21 protein-coding genes and 1 pseudogene are annotated in these 20,896 nt (G+C 65.0%); 12 read left to right on the plus strand and 10 right to left on the minus strand.

Annotation, left to right across the window (positions count from 1 at the left end; translation table 11 throughout):
* Positions 1–66: 66 nt before the first annotated feature.
* Together I6F33_RS15955 and I6F33_RS15960 are read right to left on the minus strand one after the other, a co-directional pair.
* A complete protein-coding gene (locus I6F33_RS15955) occupies positions 67–1,617 on the minus strand; it encodes an undecaprenyl-phosphate glucose phosphotransferase (protein WP_225140081.1) in 1,551 nt (516 codons plus the stop codon).
* Between the two features lie 118 nt (positions 1,618–1,735).
* On the minus strand, positions 1,736–2,869 hold the full coding sequence (locus I6F33_RS15960; protein WP_225140080.1) for a glycosyltransferase family 4 protein: 1,134 nt from the start codon (positions 2,867–2,869) through the stop codon (positions 1,736–1,738).
* A 201-nt stretch (positions 2,870–3,070) separates the two neighbouring features.
* Between I6F33_RS15960 and I6F33_RS15965 the strand changes: the two genes are divergently transcribed.
* On the plus strand, positions 3,071–5,416 hold the full coding sequence (locus I6F33_RS15965) for an exopolysaccharide transport family protein (protein ID WP_225140079.1): 2,346 nt from the start codon (positions 3,071–3,073) through the stop codon (positions 5,414–5,416).
* Positions 5,417–5,602: 186 nt separating this feature from the next.
* Here the strand turns inward: I6F33_RS15965 and I6F33_RS15970 are convergent, their stop codons facing one another.
* Positions 5,603–6,784, minus strand: coding sequence for a GNAT family N-acetyltransferase (locus I6F33_RS15970; RefSeq protein WP_225125141.1), 1,182 nt, complete (start codon positions 6,782–6,784; stop codon positions 5,603–5,605).
* Positions 6,785–6,912: 128 nt separating this feature from the next.
* Here I6F33_RS15970 and I6F33_RS15975 point away from each other — a divergent pair, with 128 nt between their 5' ends.
* A complete protein-coding gene (locus I6F33_RS15975) occupies positions 6,913–7,959 on the plus strand; it encodes a polysaccharide deacetylase family protein (protein ID WP_225113083.1) in 1,047 nt (348 codons plus the stop codon).
* Here I6F33_RS15975 and I6F33_RS15980 read toward each other — a convergent pair.
* A complete protein-coding gene (locus I6F33_RS15980; protein ID WP_036010340.1) occupies positions 7,943–8,164 on the minus strand; it encodes a DUF2842 domain-containing protein in 222 nt (73 codons plus the stop codon). The genes I6F33_RS15975 and I6F33_RS15980 overlap by 17 nt on opposite strands.
* A 110-nt stretch (positions 8,165–8,274) precedes the next feature.
* Here I6F33_RS15980 and I6F33_RS15985 point away from each other — a divergent pair, with 110 nt between their 5' ends.
* Positions 8,275–9,357, plus strand: a complete 1,083-nt coding sequence (locus I6F33_RS15985; protein ID WP_109143558.1) for a COX15/CtaA family protein — start codon at positions 8,275–8,277, stop codon at positions 9,355–9,357.
* 19 nt (positions 9,358–9,376) lie between these two features.
* Here I6F33_RS15985 and I6F33_RS15990 read toward each other — a convergent pair whose 3' ends face one another.
* The 4 genes from I6F33_RS15990 to I6F33_RS16005 form a co-directional block, all read right to left on the minus strand.
* Positions 9,377–9,721, minus strand: a complete 345-nt coding sequence (locus I6F33_RS15990) for a hypothetical protein (RefSeq protein ID WP_225143266.1) — start codon at positions 9,719–9,721, stop codon at positions 9,377–9,379.
* A 106-nt stretch (positions 9,722–9,827) separates the two neighbouring features.
* A complete protein-coding gene (locus I6F33_RS15995; RefSeq protein WP_036010324.1) occupies positions 9,828–11,108 on the minus strand; it encodes an O-acetylhomoserine aminocarboxypropyltransferase in 1,281 nt (426 codons plus the stop codon).
* Positions 11,109–11,258: 150 nt separating this feature from the next.
* The gene (locus I6F33_RS16000; protein WP_036010322.1) at positions 11,259–11,843 is read right to left on the minus strand and encodes a CoA-binding protein; all 585 of its coding nucleotides are present in this window, start codon (positions 11,841–11,843) and stop codon (positions 11,259–11,261) included.
* A gap of 26 nt (positions 11,844–11,869) precedes the next feature.
* The gene (locus tag I6F33_RS16005) at positions 11,870–12,694 is read right to left on the minus strand and encodes an enoyl-CoA hydratase (RefSeq protein WP_225130780.1); all 825 of its coding nucleotides are present in this window, start codon (positions 12,692–12,694) and stop codon (positions 11,870–11,872) included.
* Positions 12,695–12,779: 85 nt separating this feature from the next.
* Here I6F33_RS16005 and I6F33_RS16010 point away from each other — a divergent pair, with 85 nt between their 5' ends.
* The 6 genes from I6F33_RS16010 (at position 12,780) to I6F33_RS16035 (ending at position 16,456) form a co-directional block, all read left to right on the plus strand.
* Entirely contained in the window at positions 12,780–13,208 is a 429-nt protein-coding gene (locus I6F33_RS16010) for a PaaI family thioesterase (RefSeq protein ID WP_024341189.1), read from the plus strand.
* Between the two features lie 158 nt (positions 13,209–13,366).
* The gene (gene rplM / locus I6F33_RS16015) at positions 13,367–13,831 is read left to right on the plus strand and encodes a 50S ribosomal protein L13 (protein ID WP_018642440.1); all 465 of its coding nucleotides are present in this window, start codon (positions 13,367–13,369) and stop codon (positions 13,829–13,831) included.
* A gap of 1 nt (position 13,832) precedes the next feature.
* On the plus strand, positions 13,833–14,312 hold the full coding sequence (gene rpsI, locus I6F33_RS16020; protein WP_018642439.1) for a 30S ribosomal protein S9: 480 nt from the start codon (positions 13,833–13,835) through the stop codon (positions 14,310–14,312).
* A 229-nt stretch (positions 14,313–14,541) separates the two neighbouring features.
* The gene (locus I6F33_RS16025; RefSeq protein ID WP_225143269.1) at positions 14,542–15,762 is read left to right on the plus strand and encodes a diguanylate cyclase; all 1,221 of its coding nucleotides are present in this window, start codon (positions 14,542–14,544) and stop codon (positions 15,760–15,762) included.
* A 60-nt stretch (positions 15,763–15,822) separates the two neighbouring features.
* Positions 15,823–16,059: a hypothetical protein gene (locus tag I6F33_RS16030; RefSeq protein WP_036010312.1), complete on the plus strand. Its 237-nt coding sequence runs from the start codon at positions 15,823–15,825 to the stop codon at positions 16,057–16,059.
* A 100-nt stretch (positions 16,060–16,159) separates the two neighbouring features.
* Positions 16,160–16,456 carry an antibiotic biosynthesis monooxygenase gene (locus I6F33_RS16035; RefSeq protein ID WP_025036647.1) on the plus strand — a complete coding sequence of 99 codons (297 nt, stop codon included), beginning with the start codon at positions 16,160–16,162 and terminating at the stop codon, positions 16,454–16,456.
* Between the two features lie 82 nt (positions 16,457–16,538).
* Here the strand turns inward: I6F33_RS16035 and I6F33_RS16040 are convergent, their stop codons facing one another.
* Positions 16,539–17,690, minus strand: coding sequence for an AI-2E family transporter (locus tag I6F33_RS16040; protein ID WP_225143271.1), 1,152 nt, complete (start codon positions 17,688–17,690; stop codon positions 16,539–16,541).
* Positions 17,691–18,040: 350 nt separating this feature from the next.
* Between I6F33_RS16040 and I6F33_RS16045 the strand changes: the two genes are divergently transcribed.
* The 3 genes and pseudogenes from I6F33_RS16045 (at position 18,041) to I6F33_RS16055 (ending at position 20,295) form a co-directional block, all read left to right on the plus strand.
* Positions 18,041–18,745, plus strand: coding sequence for a hypothetical protein (locus tag I6F33_RS16045; RefSeq protein WP_225143273.1), 705 nt, complete (start codon positions 18,041–18,043; stop codon positions 18,743–18,745).
* Between the two features lie 90 nt (positions 18,746–18,835).
* Positions 18,836–19,609, plus strand: coding sequence for a gamma-glutamyl-gamma-aminobutyrate hydrolase family protein (locus I6F33_RS16050; protein ID WP_036025392.1), 774 nt, complete (start codon positions 18,836–18,838; stop codon positions 19,607–19,609).
* A gap of 152 nt (positions 19,610–19,761) precedes the next feature.
* Positions 19,762–20,295, plus strand: a pseudogene (locus tag I6F33_RS16055) (transposase).
* 233 nt (positions 20,296–20,528) lie between these two features.
* Here I6F33_RS16055 and I6F33_RS16060 read toward each other — a convergent pair.
* On the minus strand, positions 20,529–20,759 hold the full coding sequence (locus I6F33_RS16060) for a hypothetical protein (protein ID WP_249786998.1): 231 nt from the start codon (positions 20,757–20,759) through the stop codon (positions 20,529–20,531).
* Positions 20,760–20,896 lie beyond the last annotated feature (137 nt).

Here is a 20,896-nt window from a genome sequence, read left to right on the forward strand (position 1 = left end):
ATCGTGGAAACCACTAGCGCTACGGAGTACTGGATGCCCCGCCTACGCGGGGCATGACAGAGAAACTCAATACGCGTTCTCGTTCTTGGTCAGCAGCGAGATCGGCGTCTTCAGGAGAATGACGAGGTCGAACAGCACCGACCAGTTCTCGATGTAATAGAGGTCGAACTCAACGCGCTTCTGGATCTTCTCTTCGTTGTCGATCTCGCCGCGCCAGCCGTTGATCTGGGCCCAACCGGTGATGCCCGGCTTGACGCGGTGGCGGGCGAAATAGCCGTCCACGGCTTCGTCGAACAGCCGGCTCTGCAGCTTGCCCTGCACCGCATGCGGGCGCGGGCCGACCAGCGACAGATTGCCTGAAAACACCACGTTGAAGAGCTGCGGCAGCTCGTCCAGGCTGGTCTTGCGGATGAAGCGGCCGACGCGGGTGACGCGCGGATCGTTCTTGGTCACCACCTTCGAGGCGGTCGGGTCGGCCTGATGGTGGTACATCGAGCGGAACTTGTAGACGTCGATGCGCTCGTTGTTGAAGCCGAACCGCTTCTGTCGGAACAGCACCGGGCCGGGGCTGTCGAGCTTCACGGCGAGCGCAACCAACGCCATCACCGGCAGGGCTGCGAGCAGCGCAAGGCTGCCGACAATACGGTCGAACAGCCATTTCATCACCAGGTCCCAATCGGTGATCGGCGCCTCGAACACGTCGAGCGTCGGCACCTCGCCGAGATAGGAATAGGAGCGGGGCCGGAAGCGCAGCTTGTTGGTGTGCGCGGAGAGGCGGATATCGACCGGAAGCACCCAGAGCTTCTTCAGCATCTCCAGGATGCGGGTCTCCGCCGAGATCGGCAGCGCGAACAGCACGAGGTCGACGCGGGTGCGGCGGGCGAACTCGACGATGTCGTCGACCTTGCCGAGCTTGCGCGCGCCGGCGCAGGTGTCGAGCGCGCGGCTGTCGTTGCGGTCGTCGAACACGCCGAGCACGTGGATGTCGGAATCCTCCTGCGCCTTCAGCGCCTCGACCAGCTGCTCGCCGTTGCTGTCGGAGCCGACGATGATGGTGCGGCGGTCGAGCCGGCCCTGGCGCGCCCAGGCGCGGACCAGCGCGCGCAGCACCAGGCGCTCGGCAATCAACGCGGCGAGTCCGAGGAAGTAGAAGGCGGCGAGCCACAGCCGCGAGATTTCGCTGCCGAACTTGGCGAAGAAGGAGATGCCGATGAAGAGCAGGAAGACGAACGACCAGGACGAGATCATCCGCGTCATCTGCCGGAGCTGACCACGGAACAGCTGCACCTGGTAGATGTCGGCGGCCTGGAAGCAGACCACGGCGGCGATGGCGACGGCGATGACCTCGGCTGGATAGATCCAGCTGAACGCCCCCGCGAGCGGCATGACGTAGCCGAGATAGATTGCGATGCCGACGAGGCTCAGCAGCGCGAAATCGGCAAGGCGCACGAAGCCGGCGATCACGATCGGCGAATAGGCGCGGGCGACCTTCTGGTTGACGACATCGAGCGCGGCAGGCGAGAGCCGGCGACGGCGCTCCACGAAGGGCTGGTCAGCAGGCTTTGCCGCAGTGCTGGCCGCGGCATCGAGCATCGAGCGTGCGTTGAGCGGTTCCACGGGCGTTCACGTCCATTCCAGAACCCGCGGCACGGCATTGCGCGCCCGGGCAAGCATACCCTGGCGCTTCGATTATCGAACAAATCGGAAGATTCTCTAAAGCTGGACTTAAGGATGGTTAATGATTGGCAAATGCGTCGCGATAGCCGGCGAGCACGCCCTCGACCATCGCGGCTTGCGAGAAGTGCGCCGAGATGCGCTCGCGCAAGGAAAGTGCGCGTTGCGCGGTGGTTTGCGGATCGTCCAGCGCTGCGGCGATCGCCTCCGCCATGGCCTCGGGATCGCTCGGGCCGAACAGTGCGGGGCTGTCGACGCCCAGGATCTCGGGAATGCCGCCGATCTTGGATGCGATCATCGGAATGCCCGCGGCCCCGGCCTCGATCACGACATAAGGCATGGAATCGCCGCGCGAGGGGACGACGAGCAGCCGCCCCTTGGAGAAGCCGTAGCGCGCCTTGACGTGACCGATGAAGCGGATGGCGTTCGCGAGGCCAAGCCGCTCGACCTGCGCCTTCAGCGCGGCCGTCTCCTCGCCGTCGCCGCCGAGCGTGAGCGTGACCTTCTTGCCGCCCTCGTGCAGGCGCGCCACGGCATCGACCAGCAGGTCGGCGCCCTTGATGTGCCTGAACTCGCCGACATAGCACAGGTCGGTCGCATCCTCGGCGGTGATGACCGGCTCGAATTCCTCCGGCGTCACGCCGTTGAAGACGCAATGCACCACGCCCTTGGGCGTGCCGACGATACGCTGATAGGTGTCGCGCGCAAAGGCACTCTCGAACAGGAACAGGTCCGTGGAGTCCATCAGCGCGCGTTCGAGCCGCGCGTAGAACTCGCCCTTGAAGGTGTTGAGCGGATAATGCAGCGAGCCGCCATGCGGGGTGTAGATCCGGATCGTGTCGTCCGAGCGCCGCCGCATGCGGATGAAGGCACCGGCCTTGGCGCCGTGGCCGTGCAGCACGTCGGGCTTGAGCGTGGCGATGAGCCGCCGCATGCGGAGCCATACCAGGACGTCATCGGGCGACGGCTCGCGGCGGATTGCCATGCGGTGGACGCCGAGCTTCAGGCGCGGCGCAAGCTCGGTCAGCGCCTTGTCGGCGCGCTCGCCGCCGGTGAGGCTGTCGGCGAGGATGCCGACATGATGGCCGCGGTCGACCTGGCCGTTGGCGACGTCGAGGATGTGGCGGAAGATGCCGCCGACCGGAGCGCGCACGGCGTGAAGGATGCGAAGCGGCCGGTCGGGAGAGGGGGGCATGATCAAAACCAGCTCGACGGCGACTTGCCGAACAATTCTCGTGAAAAATCGAGATGGATTAAGGGGCCTCGTGGTTAACAAACGGTGACGGGTCGACGTGCACAAGGCGCGGGTCGTCACGATTAACCCAGCGGCAACCTTAATGGAGTGTAATCGCCCCGGTTGAGGTAGAGTCGCAGTGTTGCCCTGCGGGAGTGTTCGATGCGTTTAGCGTTCTGGCGTGCCGGCAAGGACAAGGCTGTGATCGCGCGGGCCGTCGCGAAGTCCAAAGGCGAAGCTGCGCCCAAGAGCGAAACGAGGGCCGAAAAGCACGAAGCGGAAGCCGAAAAGATCGAAGCCAAGGTTGAGGCCAAGATCGAAGCGAAGCCCGAAGCGAAGCCCGCGCCCGTCATCGCCAAGCCTGGGCAGGTCGAATCCGGCGACATCGACCTGCACGCGCTCGGTGCGGCCCTGGCGCGCAAGCGCGGCTGGGTCATCGTGCCGACGGTGCTGGCGCTCGTTGCCTCGCTCGCCATCGTCAATCTCGTCACGCCGCGCTACAAATCTGAAACCCGGATTCTGATCGACGGCCGCGAGAACGTGTTCCTGCGTCCGAACAGCGACCGCACCGAGGAGCGGCAGGCGCTCGATGCCGAGGCCGTCACCAGCCAGGTGCAACTGGTGCTGTCGCGCGATCTGGCGCGCGAGATCATCAAGAAGAACAAGCTCGCCGAGCGCCCCGAATTCGACCCGGTGCTGCAGGGCATCTCGCCGCTGAAATCGCTTGCCGCGCTCGTCGGCATCGTCCGCGATCCGTTCGCGATGACGCCGGAAGAGCGCGTGCTCGATTCCTATTACGAGCGACTTTCGGCCTACGCCGTCGACAAGTCGCGCGTGATCGTGGTCGAATTCCAGTCCGCCGATCCCGAGCTCGCCGCGCGCGTCGCCAACTCGATCGCCGACGGCTATCTCGTGCTGCAGCAGGCCGCGCGCCAGGAGCAGGCCAAGAACGCCAGCCAATGGCTGGCCGGCGAGATCGAGAGTTTGCGCAAGAAGGTCTCGGACGCCGAAGCCAGGGTCGAGGACTTCCGTTCCAAGTCCAGCCTGTTCGTCGGAACCAACAACACCACGCTGTCGAACCAGCAGATGGGCGAGGTCAATACCCAGCTCAACAATGCGCGCTCGATGAAAGCGGATGCGGAATCCAAGGCACGGCTGATCAAGGAGATGCTCCAGAGCGGCAAGCCGATCGAGGCGTCCGAGGTCGTGAACTCCGAATTGATGCGCCGGCTGTCGGAGCAGAGGGTGACGCTGCGGGCGCAGCTCGCCGAGCAATCGTCGACGCTGCTCGGCAATCATCCCCGCATCAAGGAGCTGAAGGCTCAGCTCGGCGACCTCGACAATCAGATCCGCGATGAAGCCGCCAAGATCTCGCGCTCGCTCGAGAACGACGCCCGCATCGCCAGCGGTCGGGTCGATGGCCTCACCGTGAGCCTCGAGCAGCTCAAGAAGCAGGCGGCCTCCACCAACGGCCAGGACGTCCAGCTCCGCGCGCTGGAGCGCGAGGCCAAGGCGCAGCGTGATCTGCTCGAGACCTATCTTGCCAAGTACCGCGAGGCCAACACCCGCGAGACCATCGACACCGCGCCGACTGACGGCCGCATCATCTCGCGCGCCATCGTCTCGAACACGCCGGCCTATCCGAAGAAGCTGCCGATCGTGCTGATCGCAACGATCGCAACGCTGCTGCTCTCGTCCGGCGTCGTCGTCACCGGCGAGCTGCTGCGCCAGACCGCGCCGGGCGCGGCAATGGGCTCCGCGCAGACGCCGGTGCGCCAGGAGCCGCTGGTCGTTCAGCGGGCCATCGAGCCCGTGGTCGACAGGGGCGGCGAACCAATGCTCGATCCGGTGTTGGCGGAGCCCGCGCCGCTGCAGCCGGAGATGGCGGCCGATTTGGATACGAGTGAATTCGCCGAGATCGAGCGTCTGGCCGACGATCTGCGTGCCGCGGGCGCTGCGGCCAAGAAGGTTACGGTGCTCGGCACGGCGCCGGGCGACGCCATCACGCTGTCGACGCTGACGCTGGCGCGGAACCTGGCGCGCGATGCACGCGTCGTCGTGGTCGATCTCGCCGTGTCCTCGCCGACCATTGCCGCAGTCTCCGCCGATGCGCAGGCTCCCGGCCTTGCCGAGCTGATGCAGGGCGAGGCCTCGTTCGCGCAAGTCATCACCCGGGACAAGCTGTCGCGGCTGCATCTGGTGATGGCCGGCCGTCCCGGTTTCGACCGCAGCCTGCTGCAGTCGCCGCGCGTCGCACTCGCGATCGACGCGCTGCTGCGCGCCTACGATCACGTGCTGATCGATGCCGGCAGCGCCTCGGACCTGCCGGCCGACCTGTTGACGGCCCATGCCCGCGCCGTCGTGGTGCCCGATGCGTCGATGGCGGCGGATGCGCGCGCGCAGATGTGCGAGCAGCTTAGAGCCGTCGGCTTCAGCGCGGTGGCGATGCTGAGCAAGCCGGTGCAGCCGTCCGATGCCGTCGAGACGCCGCGCGTGGTGGCGGCGTAGGCTTTCTTACCCTCTCCCCTTGTGGGAGAGGGTGGCTCGCCGCGTTAGCGGCGAGACGGGTGAGGGGTATCTCTCCGCGAGTTCACCTTTCCATTCGAGCTCGCGGAGGCATACCCCTCATCCGGCGCTTCGCGCCACCTTCTCCCACAAGGGGAGAAGGGAAGACAGCCGTGCAAGTGGAAAGAGCTACCCGAACGCCTGCCGTAGCCGGCGGGCCATGTCGAACAGCATCTGGTTCTGCTTCACCAGCCGCTTGCCGTGGCTGAGCGAGGACATCGCCATGGCCGCGAGCTTGCCGCGCGAGGTCAGGGGGACGAAGCTGTCGAAGATCGCCTCGTCGTCCTTGCAGAACATCCGCTTGTAATCGTCCGAGCCGATGCCGAGGTCGAGCGAGCGGTAGCCGCGTTCGCCGTAGCGGTCGATGATGTAGCGCATCAGGATCAGGCCGGGGCTGTAGCGGGCGTGCTCGGACATCGTGTAGGTGTTGAACATCATCGAGAAGCGCTCGCCGTCGGCGACGCCGGCGAAGATCGCGATCACCTCCTCGTCGCATTCGAGCGCATGGATGTCGATGACATGACCTTCGCCGCGCGGCGCGAGGCAGGCGCTGCGGACGAACTGCTCGACGCCAGGTTCGGCGAAGACGTTCGGCAGCTTCTGCTCCGCCATCCGCGCCGGCTTGACACGGAAGAACCAATCCAGCAGGCGAATGATGTCTGCGTCCGACGTCGCCAGGTGATAGCGGTAGCCGGCGAGGGACTGAAGCTTCTTCTCCTTGCTCTTGAGGCGGCGGCGGAGGGAATTGCTGATCCGCGAGGCCGGCGGGCCGCCCGGCTCCATCACCAGTCGCGGGCAACCGTTGATCGGGCGCTGCCGCGGCAGGGCTGCAAACGGGTTTTGCTGGTCGTGCCAGCGCTCGGGCTGCTGTGTCAGTGCGAGCACGTCGGCGTGCTCGCCGAGCGGCGCAAGCAGTGCATCGAGATCGGCGCTGGCGGCCTCTGCTGCGAACTCGGCGTTCCACAGGCCCATGTTGAAGGTTGTGTGCTTGCCGCCCATGAAGCCGGCGGTGCGCACGCCGTGGCCCTGCCGCAGCGAGAGCGGCAGCAGCAGGAGCGGGCGCCGATCGGCGTCGCGGGCGATCACAATGAACGGCCGGGCACCTTCACGGGCGCCGACCAGCCGCTGCCACGGATCGAGCAGGTCGAAGCGCTGGTAGGGCGTGAAGAGATGGCCGCTCGCCTCGAAGCCGCGCCAGACCGCCTCGGCCTCGGCGAGATCCGTGACGATCTCCACTCGCGCGATACGGCTCGCTCTCGACCGCGCTGGCGCTTCTGCCGTCCGGCTTTGCATCGCCGCAGCCATGGTCATTCGCGAAACCTGTCGAGAAATCGAAAATACGTATTTCGGCCCGTGGCCGACCTTTGCAAACAAAGGTCAACAAAGGGTAATGACTGGGGCGAGGGAACTGACCGCCGGCGCGCGCGAAGGGTGGGATTTTGGCTTCCGACGACAGATGGTTGGAACGGCTGCGCCTCGAGCTGGCCTGGTTCACCGGCCAGGCCATGCTGCGCAGTCGCGGTGCCGGCGCCATCCTGCGTTTCCGCTACGTGCGGCCTCGGCGGCGCGGATTTCAGCCGCTACGCGAGCACGAGATTACGCCGCAATTCCTCGATCGCGCCATCCGCGCGCTGAAGCGGTGGAACTACGATTTTCTCGGCATGGACGAGGTCTGCCGGCGCGCGGTGATGCTGCCGGAGAAGCGTCGCTTCGTGGCGCTGACCTTCGATGGCGCCGGCAAGGATCTCATCACCTTCGCCTATCCGGTGCTGGCGCGTCACGCCGTGCCTTTTACGATCTATGTGCCGACCGCTTTTCCCGACGGCGTCGGCGAGGCCTGGTGGCTCGCCCTGGAGCAGGTGATCGCGCGCGAGAGCCGCATCGACCTGATGATGGGCGACAAGGAGCAGCGCTTCACGGTCGCCGACAAGGCCGGGAAGCAGGCGCTGTTCTCGCATCTGGAGAGCTGGCTGCGCTCGCTGCCGCCGGCGGATCTGTCGGCCGCGATCGCCGATCTCTGTACGCGCTACCGGATCGACCTCGCCGCGCTCTCGCGCGAGGCGTCGATGGATTGGGAGGACCTCGCCAGGCTCGCCGGCGATCCGCTCGTGACGATCGGCAGCGCAACGGTGAACTATCCGATGCTGGCCAACATGAAGGACGCGGCCGCACTGCGCGAGATGACGATGGGCAAGGCCGTGGCGGAATCGGCTTTCAACCGCGAGATCAGGCATTTCGCCTATCCGTTCGGCGACCGCGCTTCGTTCCGGCGCAGCCACGTCGTGATGGCGGAGCAGGCGGGCTTCGCCAGCGCGGCCTCGACGATCCCGGGCATCGTGGAGGCGGAGGGACGGACGAACTTGCGCGCGCTCCCGCGGATCTCCTGGGACGGGCGGGTGCGCTCGCTGCGGATGCTGCGCGTGCTGGTGTCGGGCGCCGCTTTTGCGCCGGTGCGGCCGACCGGGAGCGCTACGAGCCAGACCTGAGGCGATCGGGCCGCTGCATCCAGCTCACGATCGGCATCGCCGGCAGCACCCAGCCCATGCCGACCACGACGTAGTAGATCGCCTGCCGCCAGCCGGATTCGGCGATCCACGGCATCTGCGCCGCCGCCATGCCGAGCAGGGCCCAAACGGTGGCCAGCACCAGGAGCAGGATGGCGCCGAGGAACTTGCGGGTGCGGATCGTCATGGCGGGAACTTTAAGGCTTTCGCGTTACTTGCGCTGCGGGAGCGGGGGACTATAAGGGGCACTCAACCGGGTTCAAGTCTCTTCGCCACAGGCTTGGTTTTGTCCTTGAAATGACGACGAATTCCGCCCCATCCGAGCCGCATCGCGCCGTGCGCTGGTGGCTGATCTGTGTGGCCGCGCTGATCGCACTGATGGTGCTGGTTGGCGGTGCGACACGGCTGACGGAATCGGGCCTATCGATCGTCGAATGGAAGCCGGTCACGGGCAGTGTTCCGCCGCTGTCGGAAGCGGCATGGGCCGAGGCGTTCGAGGCCTACAAGAAGATCCCGCAATATCGCGAGCTGAATTCAGGCATGAGCCTGTCCGAGTTCAAGACGATCTTCTGGTGGGAGTGGAGCCACCGGCTGCTCGGCCGCTTCATCGGCGTCGCCTATCTGCTGCCGTTCCTGTTCTTCCTCTGGCGCGGCGGACTGTCGGGTGAGCTGAAGCGCAGGCTGTGGCTGCTGTTTGCGCTCGGCGGCCTCCAGGGGGCGGTCGGCTGGTGGATGGTGGCCTCGGGCCTGACGGAACGCACCGAGGTGTCGCAATATCGGCTGGCGACGCATCTTTCGCTCGCGCTCCTGATTTTCGCGGGGATCGTCTGGACGGTGCGGCGGCTCGAGCAGCGGCCGCAGATCGCGGCGCCGGCTCGGCTGCGGTTCACGAGCGCGGTGCTGCTCGCGGTGACCTTCGTGCAGATCTATTTCGGTGCGCTGGTCGCGGGCTTGCGTGCCGGGCGGGCCTACAACACCTGGCCTGAGATCGATGGGGCGCTCATCCCCTCGGCGGAACGGCTGTGGTTCGAGACGCCGTGGTGGCGCAACATGTTCGACAATGTGCTGACGGTGCAGTTCGAGCACCGCATGACCGCCTACGTGTTGATCGTGCTGGCGCTGCTGCATGCGATCGACGCGGTGCGCTCGCGTGCAGGTGCGGCCGCGAGCGGCGCGTTGTGGCTGTTCGCGGCGGTGAGCGTGCAGGCGGTGCTCGGCATCCTCACGCTGCTCAACCAGGTGCCGATCGATCTCGCGCTGACCCACCAGGCGGTTGCGATCGTGGTGTTGACGCTGGCAGTGATGCAGGTGGAGCGGCTGGCGTCACGGCAGTCTGTGCAGGCGCAGCCGCGCGCGGTCCCCGTGGGTCAGCCCGGCTGATCACCATCAGCCCGGCTGATCAGCAATAGCCGTAGACGCCGCACGCATAGGGCAGGCGCCAGAAATAATCGACCTGTTTCCCGCCGTAATAGGCGCCCTGATAATCGTAGCTCCAGGGGCGGCCGTAATAGCCAGGCAAGGTGTGGGAGCCCGGCAGCAGCGGCGTGCCCGGCAGGTTGCGGATGTAGCTGCCGATGCCGTAGGCCGGCGAGATCAGCGCATCCGGATTGGTCTCGACATAGACCTGAGGTGGGTCCTGCGGCGGCCCGGCCGCGCGCCGCTTCGGCGTCGCCGGCAGATCGGCGGCAATGGCCGCCGAGGCCGTCAGCATCACAGCCAGAGCGGGCACCATCCAGCGCAGCATCGTCGGCTCCGAATCAAAGGGGCGATCCAAGCACGATGTATGAGGCAGATATGGTTAATGAGGGTTAACCGACGGCGGCCAAAACGGCCGCCGTCGTTCCCAGGCGCTACGTCCCCAGCGCCTGTTCCAGATCCGCGATCAGGTCTTCCTTGTCCTCGATACCGACCGAGATCCGGACCACGTCCGGGCCGGCGCCGGACTTGATCTTGGCGGCGTCGTCGAGCTGGCTGTGCGTGGTCGAGGCCGGATGGATCACCAGCGAGCGGGTGTCGCCGACATTGGCGAGGTGCGAGAACAACTGCAGCTTCGACACCAGGCTGACGCCGGCGTCATAGCCGCCCTTCAGGCTGAAGGTGAACACCGCGCCGGCGCCCTTTGGTGCGTATTTGCGCGCGAGCTGATTGTACTTGTCGCTCGGCAGCCCGGCATAGCTCACCGAGGCCACCGCCGGATGTCCCGCGAGGTATTCGGCAACGGCTTTGGCATTGTCGCAGTGCTTCTGCATGCGCAGCGGCAGAGTCTCGATGCCGGTCAGGATCATGAAGGCGTTGAAGGGCGACAACGCCGGTCCGAGGTCGCGCAGGCCCAGCACGCGGCAGGCGATCGCGAAGGCGAAATTGCCGAAGGTCTCCTGCAGCCGGATGCCGTGATATTCCGGGCGCGGCTCCGAGAGCATGGGGTACTTGCCGCCCGTGGACCAGTCGAAGGTGCCGGCATCGACGATGATGCCGCCGAGCGAGTTGCCGTGGCCGCCCAGGAATTTCGTCAGCGAGTGCACGACGATGTCAGCGCCATGATCGATCGGACGGATCAGATAGGGCGAAGCCAGCGTGTTGTCGACGATCAGCGGCACGCCCGCCTTGCGCGCCACGGTCGAGATCGCCTCGATGTCGGTGATGCTGCCGGCGGGGTTGGCGATGGACTCGATGAAGATCGCTTTCGTGCGCGGCGTCACCGCACGCTCGAAGCTCGCGATATCGTCGGGATCGGCCCACACCACGTTCCAGCCAAAGCTCTTGAAGGCGTGCGTGAACTGGTTGATCGAGCCGCCATAGAGCTTTCGCGCGGCGATGAATTCGTCGCCGGGTTGAAGCAGCTGCTGCAGCACCACGACCTGCGCGGCATGGCCGGAAGCGACCGCGAGCGCGGCCGTGCCGCCTTCGAGCGCGGCGACGCGCTCTTCCAGCACCGCATTGGTAGGATTACCGATGCGGGTATAGATGTTGCCGAACGCCTGCAGGCCGAACAGCGAGGCGGCGTGATCGGCATCGTTGAAGACGAAAGAGGTCGTTTGATAAATCGGAGTCGCGCGCGCGCCGGTGGTGGGGTCGGGCTGTGCACCGGCATGCACGGCGAGCGTTGAAAATCCCGGAAGGCGATCGCTCATTTGGGCGTCCTGTTCTTGTGGCCTGAAATTCGCGCGGCATGCTGATCGGCGCCGTGCCCGCCGTCAAGGCGCGGCGTCACATCGGAATCATTTTGGGAACGATCGTGCTGCGCATTGTCGCGTTTGCGAAACGAAGCCTTCGCAATCGCGTCAGCTTTGCTCGCTCTTGTTCTTCGCAGCGCGATCCGATGCGGCGGTGTCGCCACCGCCGACACTCATCCGATTGAGGGACAGCCTCATGCCCTGCGTCGGCGCCGGCGCGCGCTTGGAGCTGAGCGTGCGCGAATTCACGCCCATCCAGGAGATTTCTGACGACAGGCGGCCATATTCGATCTTGGGGCAGCGGTTCATGACCACCTTGATCCCGACTGATTCCGCTTTCGCGGCCGCCGCATCGTCGCGCGCGCCGAGCTGCATCCAGATCACCTTCGGCAGCGGGTCGAGCGTGAGCGCCTCCTCGACGACGGGCATGATGTGGCTGGAGTTGCGGAAGATGTCGACCATGTCGACGGGGCGGCCGATATCCGACAGTGATGCGACGAACGGCTTTCCGAGCAGCTCCTTGCCGACATGGCCGGGATTGACCGGGATCATGTCGTAGCCGCGCTGCATCAGGTATTTGAACGCGAAATAGCTCGGCCGCACATTGACCGGCGAGGCCCCGACCATCGCGATGGATTTCACGCTGTTGAGGATGCCGCGGATGTAATTGTCGGGATAGGCGTCGTGGTTCATCACTTATCTTTTCTTGTTGGCGGGGGTCATTCATCCCGCCATGTCGGCGCGCGCTTCTCGATGAAGGCGCCGATGCCTTCCTCGGCGTCGCGCGCCATCATGTTCTCGGTCATCACCTCTGCGGCATAGCGATAGGCGTCTGCAAGGCTCATCTCGGCCTGGCGGTAGAAGGCCTCCTTGCCGAGCTTGATCGTGTAGGCGGATTTCAACGCGACCTGTTGCGCGAGCTCGATCGCGGCGCCGAGTTCGGTGCCGGCGGGAACGACACGGTTGACGAGCCCGATCTCGCGGGCGCGGTCGGCCGTGACAGGCTCGCCCGTCAGCAGCATCTCCATGGCCTGCTTGCGCGGGACGTTGCGCGACAGCGCCACCATCGGGGTCGAGCAGAACAGGCCGATATCGACGCCGGGTGTAGCGAACTTCGCCTCGTGCGATGCGATCGCAAGATCGCAGCTGGCGACGAGCTGGCAGCCGGCAGCGGTCGCGATGCCCTGGACGGCCGCGACCACGGGCTTCGGCAGATGCACGACGGCCTGCATCATGGCGCTGCAGGCCGTCATGATCTGCGCAAAATAAGCCCGACCCCGATCCGGATCGGTGCGGCGCGCGGTCAGTTCCTTTATGTCGTGGCCGGCGGAAAAAGCGGGGCCGTTGGCCGCGATGACGGCCGCGCGGATGTGCTTGTCTTCCGCGATTGCGTTGAGGCTCGCATGCAGCTGTCCGATCATCGCCTCGGAAAGGCTGTTGCGCGCGGCTGGTCGGTTCAGCGTGAGCACGGCGACGCTGCCGACGATCTCGCGCAGCAGGATCGGCGGTTGCGGGGTGGGGGCGCGGGCGGCCTGAACGGACATTGACGCGACTTCCGCTAGATGATTGCAATTGGATGACACCGATAACTTAATGTAACAGGGCAGGCGAAGCGAGGGTGGGGACGGCATGGCGTTAGCGAAAATGAGCGTGGCGGAGCTCGAGCGGTTCCTCCGTGACGAGTTTCCCCAGGCCTTCAGCGGTGACGACATCACGATCGAGAGCGCGGACGGCCAGACCAGCCTCTTGCGCCAGCGCTACAGCGAACGGATGTTGCGGCCCGGCGGAACCGTGTCCGGGCCGACGCTGATGGCGCTCGCGGATTTCGCGATGTACGTGGTGCTGCTGTCCGCGATCGGGCCGATCGGGCTCGCCGTCACCACCAATCTCAACATCAACTTCCTGCGCAAGGGCCAGCCCGGGCAGGACGTGCTGGCCGAGGCCCGGCTGCTCAAGCTCGGCAAGCGCCTTGCGGTCGGGGAGGTGAACCTCTTGTCCGGGACCTCACCCGATCCGATCGCCCATGTCACCTCGACCTATTCCATTCCAAACGTTTGAGCTTTTTACAGGTAATATCGCACCATATTTTTAAGTTATTGAGTTTGCTTAGTTATTTTCGGCTCTGAGGCATTGACCGTTGCGCCGCTCTTCTCTAGAACCGCGCGCAGTCTGGTGCGGTGTTCGCGCCGATATCTCCCGTCCACGGAAACTCCGACATGAAAACCTTTTCGGCAAAGCCGGCTGAGGTGACGAAGAAGTGGGTGCTGATCGACGCCAAGGGTCTGGTCGTCGGCCGCCTCGCCACCATCGTCGCCATGCGCCTGCGCGGCAAGCACCTCCCGACCTACACCCCGCACGTCGATTGCGGCGACAACGTCATCATCATCAACGCGCAGCATGCGGTCCTCACCGGTCGCAAGCGCGAGCAGAAGACCTACTACAAGCACACCGGCTATGTCGGCCACGTCAAGGAGCGCACCGCGCGCCAGATCCTCGAAGGCCGTCATCCCGAGCGCGTGCTCGAGAAGGCCGTCGAGCGCATGATCCCGCGTGGTCCGCTCGGCCGCGTGCAGATGGGTAACCTCCGTGTCTACGGCGGCGCCGATCATCCGCACGAGGCGCAGCAGCCCGAGAAGATCGATATCGCCAAGTTGAACCGCAAGAACACGAGGGCCGCATAACATGGCCGAATCCATTCAGTCGCTCGACCAGCTCTCGCAGCTCAAGACGGCGGCCGCGCCCGAGGCGCCCAAGCACGAGAAGAAGGTCGACAAGTTCAACCGCGCTTACGCCACCGGCAAGCGCAAGGACGCGGTCGCCCGCGTCTGGATCAAGCCGGGCGCCGGCAAGGTCACCGTCAACTCGCGCGAGGTCGAGGTCTATTTCGCCCGTCCCGTGCTGCGCATGATGATCGAGCAGCCGTTCTCCGTGGCCCAGCGTTCGGGCCAGTACGACGTGATCTGCACCGTCGCCGGCGGCGGCCTGTCCGGCCAGGCCGGCGCGGTCCGTCACGGCATCTCCAAGGCGCTCACCTATTTCGAGCCGGAGCTGCGCTCCGTGCTCAAGAAGGGCGGCTTCCTCACCCGCGACTCGCGCGTGGTCGAGCGCAAGAAGTACGGCAAGGCCAAGGCCCGCCGGTCCTTCCAGTTCTCGAAGCGTTAATCGCTTTTGTCGCATTCGCCGCGAAAGCGGCTTCAATGAGATGCAAAAGGGCGCTGATTTCAGCGCCCTTTTTGTTGTTCGTTTGTATGCAAATTGATGGCGTGTTTCCTGAAAACTTAGGGACCGGCGAAAACCTGAATGGAACCCGCGAGACCTAGCGTCGCCTTCGGAAGGGCGCGCAAATCGGCTGGGCCGATCGCGTAACTGCTATGTTCTAGAGGGGGCCGACATGATGTCGCTCGATAGCATCACGCTCTATTTGGTCGCCACCATGGTCGCCGCACTGCTCGGCGCCATGATGGTGTTTTTCGGCAAGCAGGAGAACAGCCCGGCGCTGAAATGGTGGGGCACCGCCTATCTGCTCGGTGCCGCATCCGTCGCACTATGGACCGCGGCGGGCGACAGGCTGGGGCCGCACATTTACCTCGCACTGAACGCGGTCGGTTTCGTCGCCTGCGGCATGGTCTGGAACGCAGCGCGCATCTTCCACGGCCGCAACCCGAACTGGCCGGGGCTCGTGCTCGGCGCGCTCGCCTGGGTCGCGGCTGCGACGCTGCTCGATCCCGCTTCATCGATGCTGCGCATGCTCGTCGGTGCCGGCATCGTCTCGGTGTACGCGGCCCTGACGGCGAGCGAGCTCTGGACCGAACGGCGCAAGAGCGTGCAACGGCGCTGGCCCGCCTTCGTGATGCCGGTGATGCACGGCTGCGTGTTGATGCTGCCGATCCTGATCGGCAGCTTCCTGCGCCCGCATGATGCCGGCTTCTCCTCGAGCATCTGGGTCACCGTGTTCGCGGTCGAGCTCATACTCTATGCCGTCGGTACCGTGTTCGTGATCTTCATGCTGGTGTCGGAACGCACCGTCACCGCGCACCGGACGGCGGCATCGACCGATCCCTTGACCGGCATGCTCAACCGGCGCGGCTTCTCGGAGGCTTGTGCGCGCGTGATCGAGCGCGAGGCCAAGGCCGGGCGGCCGGTGACCGTGATGATCTTCGACATCGACCATTTCAAATCGATCAACGACCGCTTCGGCCATCCCGCCGGCGACGAGATGCTGAAGCTGTTCTCCACCGTCGTGGTCAGCAATTTGCGCATCTCCGACCTGTCGGGCCGCATCGGCGGCGAGGAGTTCGCCGCGCTATTGCCATGCTCACTGGAGGAGGGCGTGCTGGTCGCCGAGCGCGTGCGCGAGGCGTTCGAGACCTCCGGCGTCGTGGTCGACGAAGGTCCGGTCGATACCACCGTCAGCATCGGCGTTGCCGGAGGTCCGGCCGGCACCGAGCTGGAGGTGCTGCTGGCCTCGGCGGACACCGCGCTCTACCAGGCCAAGCGCGGCGGCCGCAACCGCGTCGAGGCGGCCGAGGAGCTGCCGCTGTCGCTGGAGAACTGGCGCCGCCAGAGCGCGGCGCGGACCGGCGCATCGCAGGCGCGTCCGGTCACCGCGTGAGCATGCAGGGCGGGCTTGCGGTAAATCTCTGTTTACCATTCGATCCCTACCATCGTGGTCATGGAATCGATCCGTCGACGGAATCCGCAAGCCGCCCTGATGTCGCTCGAAGCCGAAGCTGCCTCGGCCCGCGGCGGTTTCGCCTGTCTGTTCTCCACTGCGGACGAATACGAGAGCGCGCTGATCACCGAGCGTCGTGCGCAAGGCCGCTACACGCAGCAACGCAGCTACTGGCCGTTCGTGTTGTTCGCGGGTTGTGCGCTGATCGTCGCGGGCACGGTCCTGCTGTTCGCCTGACAGGCCTGCATTTCCAGACCGGGCAGGGCGCCGCTTCAGCGCCTTTTTCTTTGTCGCCATCTGCGGTAGACACGGCCATCAACAAAAGGGTGGAAAGCCGATGATCACCGAGATCGCGCAAATTGACGTCAAGCCGGGCAGCGAGAAGGATTTTGAGGCCGCCGTTGCCAAGGCCAAGGCCGCTTTCGGCCGCTCCAAGGGCTTTCACGGCTTCGAGCTGCACAAGTCGATCGAGAAGCCGCAGCGTTACCGGCTGATGGTGAAATGGGCGACGCTGGAGAACCACACTGTGGACTTCCGCGGCTCGGAGAATTTCACCGAATGGCGCGGCCTGGTCGGCCAGTATTTTGCCGCGCCTCCCGAGGTCGAGCACACCGAGACCGTGCTGACGACCTGAGGCTTTATCTCGGGAGCATGATCTTATCGGAAAACCGCTCCACACTTTCCGCTAACGCGGTCCTCCGGGTCCGGATCATGCTCTAGGCCGCCTCCGCGAGAGGCGACGCCTCGTAGGTCTTGACATGGTCGATCATGACCTTGGCGATCGCGACCAGCGGGAGCGCCAGCGCCAGGCCCCAGATGCCGAACACGACGCCCAGCAGGATCTGGAACGCGAACAGCGTGGCCGGCGGGATGTCGAGTGCCTGGCGCTGCAGGATCGGCGTCAGCACGTAGCTTTCCATGGCGTGCACGCCCATGAACAGCAGAAATGCCGACAAAGCGGGGATCCAGCCGGAGGCGAGGCTCGCCAACACCACGATGACGCCGGCGATGATGGCTCCCACCGTGGGGATGAAGGCGAGCAGGCCCGCCTGGATTCCTAGGATGAACGCGCCGGGGATGCCGATGACGGCAAGTCCGATCCAGGTTACGACACCGACCGCGATCATGACGATGATCTGGGCGATCAGCCAGCGCTCGAGCGTTTCAGCGATACGGTCGATGACGATGGCGAAACGGGTACAGTGCCGCGCCGGTGCCAGGAACAGCAGGCCGTCATGATAGACGCTGGGCTGGGCGGCGAAGGCCAGGCCCAGGAACAGCACGATGAAGATGTTGCCGACGCCGTGAATGGTGCCGAGCAGCAGCTTGAGGGTCTGGCTCACGATCGCCCCGCCGCTGGAGGCGAGCGTGCCGGCACTGGGCAGCGGAGCGCGCGAAGGCGTTGCCGGCGCGGGCGTTGCCTCCGAGGAGGTGTTGGCGGCGGGGTCCGAGGCAGCGTTGCCGAGGTCGAAGAAGCTGGTGTCGATGCCGTGGCTCTCGAGCAGGGACCTGACATTGGTGATCTGCGACTTGATGGTCTTGCTCAGCAGCGAGGCCTGTTCGGCAATGGTGGCGCCGCCGAGATAGGCGACGCCCGCGAGCAGCAAAGCGAGCGCAACGCAGACGATTGCAAGCCGGATCGTGTGAGGCAGCTGGACCCGGCGGCCGAGCGCATTGACCAGAGCGTTGAGACCGAGGCCGAGCAGCATGCCGGTGAAGATCAGCAGCAGGGTGGCGGCAAAATACCAGGTGAAGGCGAGCAGCGCGGTGAACAGAACGACGCCGATGCCTCCGGCCGCGATCGCCCAGGCCTGATCCCGCGCGAGGTCGGCACGGGAGCGAGATCGTTCATCTGCGGGAAAGGTCACATCGTATCCTGTCTTTGGTGGCTGCAATGGGAGCACTCTTTCGACAAACACGCTTCCGATCAAGAGCAGGGCTATCGCAGATCACTTTTGGCGGAGGCCTGCGCGCACGCCTCGTCCTTCGAGACGGCGCTTACGCGCCTCCTCAGGATGAGGCTAATCTGGATCAGTGCCTGTTGAAACTGTAGCCACGCACTCCGCCCTCATCCTGAGGAGCCCGCCTAAAGCGGGCGTCTCGAAGGATGACTGCAGGGAAAAGCCCCGATAGCCCCGCGATCAAGAGCGGCAACGCGCCGGTTTGACGCTGCCGCGCGAACGGTGCAGAGCGGTGGCGAAAAGGAAGTGAGGAGCGCTTGGGCGTTATCAGCAAGTGGGCCGGTCTGCTCGGGCTGTTGGCTTTGCTCGTCGGCGGCGACCAGATCCGGATCAACCGGCCGGACCACAAATACCGCCTAACGGTCGAGGTGACGACGCCCGCCGGGATCAAGACCGGGTCGGCCATTCTCGCTGTCGTGCCCGATCGCAACTATAACCGCAGCGGCCGCACCACGACGCGCGGGGAGGCCGTGTTCGTCGATCTCGGCCAAGGCAAGAACATCGTGGTCTTGCTGGCGCACCAGCAGGGCGCCAAGCTCGACCTCGACGACATCAACTATGTGGCGCTCCGCGCCTATGGCGCCGCGCGCGGCAACCGGGTGTCGTTCAAGGACATGAGCCGGCAGTCCGGCGTTGTCCCGGTGCAAGGGGAGCTCATCCCCGCGCTCGTGAGCTTTGGCGATCTCGGGGATCCCAACACCGCGCGCCTTGTCGCCAGCGACAAGGCAGAGATAATCCTGGGCGAGGGCTATGCGATCCGCGGCTTCTCCGCCGAGGTGGTGCCCAACGGGTTCTGGCCGATCGACTTCGGAGGCGTGCTCGGGGAGCCCGTGACGCGCGGAATCGAGGCCAAGCTTCCCTGGCTGACCGCGCCGGGCGAGACAGCGGCAATTGCGCTGAGGGCCGCGGGTCTGCCCGTGGAGGGCGGGTTGGACGCCCGGGAGGCATTTGCGCGAAAATAGCATTGCCGTCCCGCGATCCCCTCTGTTGAATTTGTTCCATCGGAGGGGCATCTTTGGGGAATCTTCTTATCGGGAGGCGCGGAACGACAGATGAGAAAGCCGGTCGTCGGCGTGATCGGAAATTCCTATCGCGTCGAGAATCGATTTCAGGTCCAGATGGTTGGCGAGCGAAACCTGCGCGCCGTGGCCGAAGTCTCCGGCGGCTTGCCGTTGATGTTCGCTGGAGCCCCCGACATCACGGATATCCCGGCGCTGCTCGATACCGTCGACGGCATCATCCTGACCGGGGCCCGGGCCAACGTTCACCCAACCCGCTTCAACGTCGATCCCTGCGAGAAGCACGAACCCTACGACATCCACCGCGACGAAGTTGCGCTGGCCCTGTCGGTCGCCTGCGTCGCCCGCGGCATTCCGCTGTTCGGCATTTGCCGCGGCCTGCAGGAGATGAACGTCGCCTTCGGCGGCTCGCTGCATCCCGAGATCCGCGAGATCCCCGGCCGCATGAACCACCGCATGCCCCGGCTCGAGAACGGCGAGATCCATCCCGATCCGACCGTGGTGTTCGCCGACCGCCACGACGTCGAGCTGACGCCCGGCGGCGCCTTCGCCACGATTCTCGGCTGCGAGAAGATCCGGGTCAATTCGCTGCACGGACAGGGCATTCTCGATCCCGGCAAGCGCGTGCTGATCGAAGGCATCGCCGAGGACGGCACCATCGAGGCGATCCGCATCGCGGAAGCCCCGAGCTTTGCCCTCGGCGTGCAATGGCACGCGGAGTACGACCCGCAGCACAATCCGATCAACCGCAAGCTGTTCGAGGCCTTTGGCGAGGCGCTGGTGACAAGGCAGAAGGCGGAGGCGTAGCCGCGGTCGTGTCCCGGACCAGCTGCAACGCGGAGCGTTGCGGCGCAGAGCCGGGAATCCAGCTTCTGCCACGTTGCGCACTCGGCTTGGACTGAGTAGGGCGGATTAGCCGAAGGCGTAATCCGCCATCTTTAGTTCATGGGGCAGCTGCAATGCCGAATTACCGCCGTGCATTTGTTCCAGGTGGCTGCTGATTCTTCACGGTCAATCTTCATGATCGTAGGCAGCGGCTGCTCGTCGAGCACATCGCAGCGCTGCGCGCGGCCGTTGCAGCGACCCGTCGGGACTATTCGTTCACTATCGATGCGTTTGTCGTGCTTACGGACCACCTTCATGCGGTCTGGACGCTTCCCCGCGGCGATGCCGACTTTTCGATGCGGTGGAGATTGATCAAAATGCGCTTCGCGAAGTCCCTGCCGAAGACAGAGCCTTTAACCGCTGTACAGATCGCAAGACGGGAGCGTGGCGTATGGCAGAACCGGTTCTGGGAGCACCTCATCCGCGACGAAACCGACTATGCACGCCATATCGAGTATTGCTACATCAACCCAGTCAAGCACGGATATGTGACCCGCGTGTTGGATTGGCCGCATTCGTCATTTCACCGAGATGTCGAGGCCGGACTGTTTCCGGCGGATTGGGCAGGAGATAGCAACGCGGATGGTAACTTTGGCGAACGTGCGTGAGCGTCGCACGCAGTAGGCGGATTACGCCTTCGGCTAATCCGCCCTACGAGGACTGTTTATCCAAGGTGCATCCCGAATTTCCGACGGAGTAAACCAATCAGTAGAATTGCTCCGTCCTGGTTTTTGCGGCTCTGATTTGTTCTTTGAGAACGAATTGGAGTCAGATGCAGAACGAAAGCTGATGGCCGCTCCGTGGCGCAGGATTTCTCTACCGTGTTAAATCGTAGATGCGCTCAGGCTGTGCCCAGCGAGAGCGCCGCGACCGGACTGCGTCCATCGGTCATGCCACCGGCACCAGCCTCACACCGCCCGCTCCATCCGTCGCGCGCGATAGGATTGCGTGACATCAGTGTCAGCTTGCGGAAGCTGCTCTCATCCTCATAGCCGGCAGCGCGCGCGATGGTCTTCATCGGCTGCGTCGTCGATTCCAGCAGGGTGCGCGCGTGCTCGACACGGCTGCGCATGATGAAGGATTGCGGCGGCTCGTGCGTGAGTCCTGGAATTTTCGGTTCAACGTACGCTCGCCGAGGCCGAGCGCCTCGGCAATCCTGCATGGGCATTCCCATTGCGTTGCACAATCGCAATGTTGATCTCCAAGCGC

The organism is Bradyrhizobium sp. BRP20, assembly GCF_020194215.1.
Taxonomy (GTDB): Bacteria; Pseudomonadota; Alphaproteobacteria; order Rhizobiales; family Xanthobacteraceae; genus Bradyrhizobium; species Bradyrhizobium yuanmingense.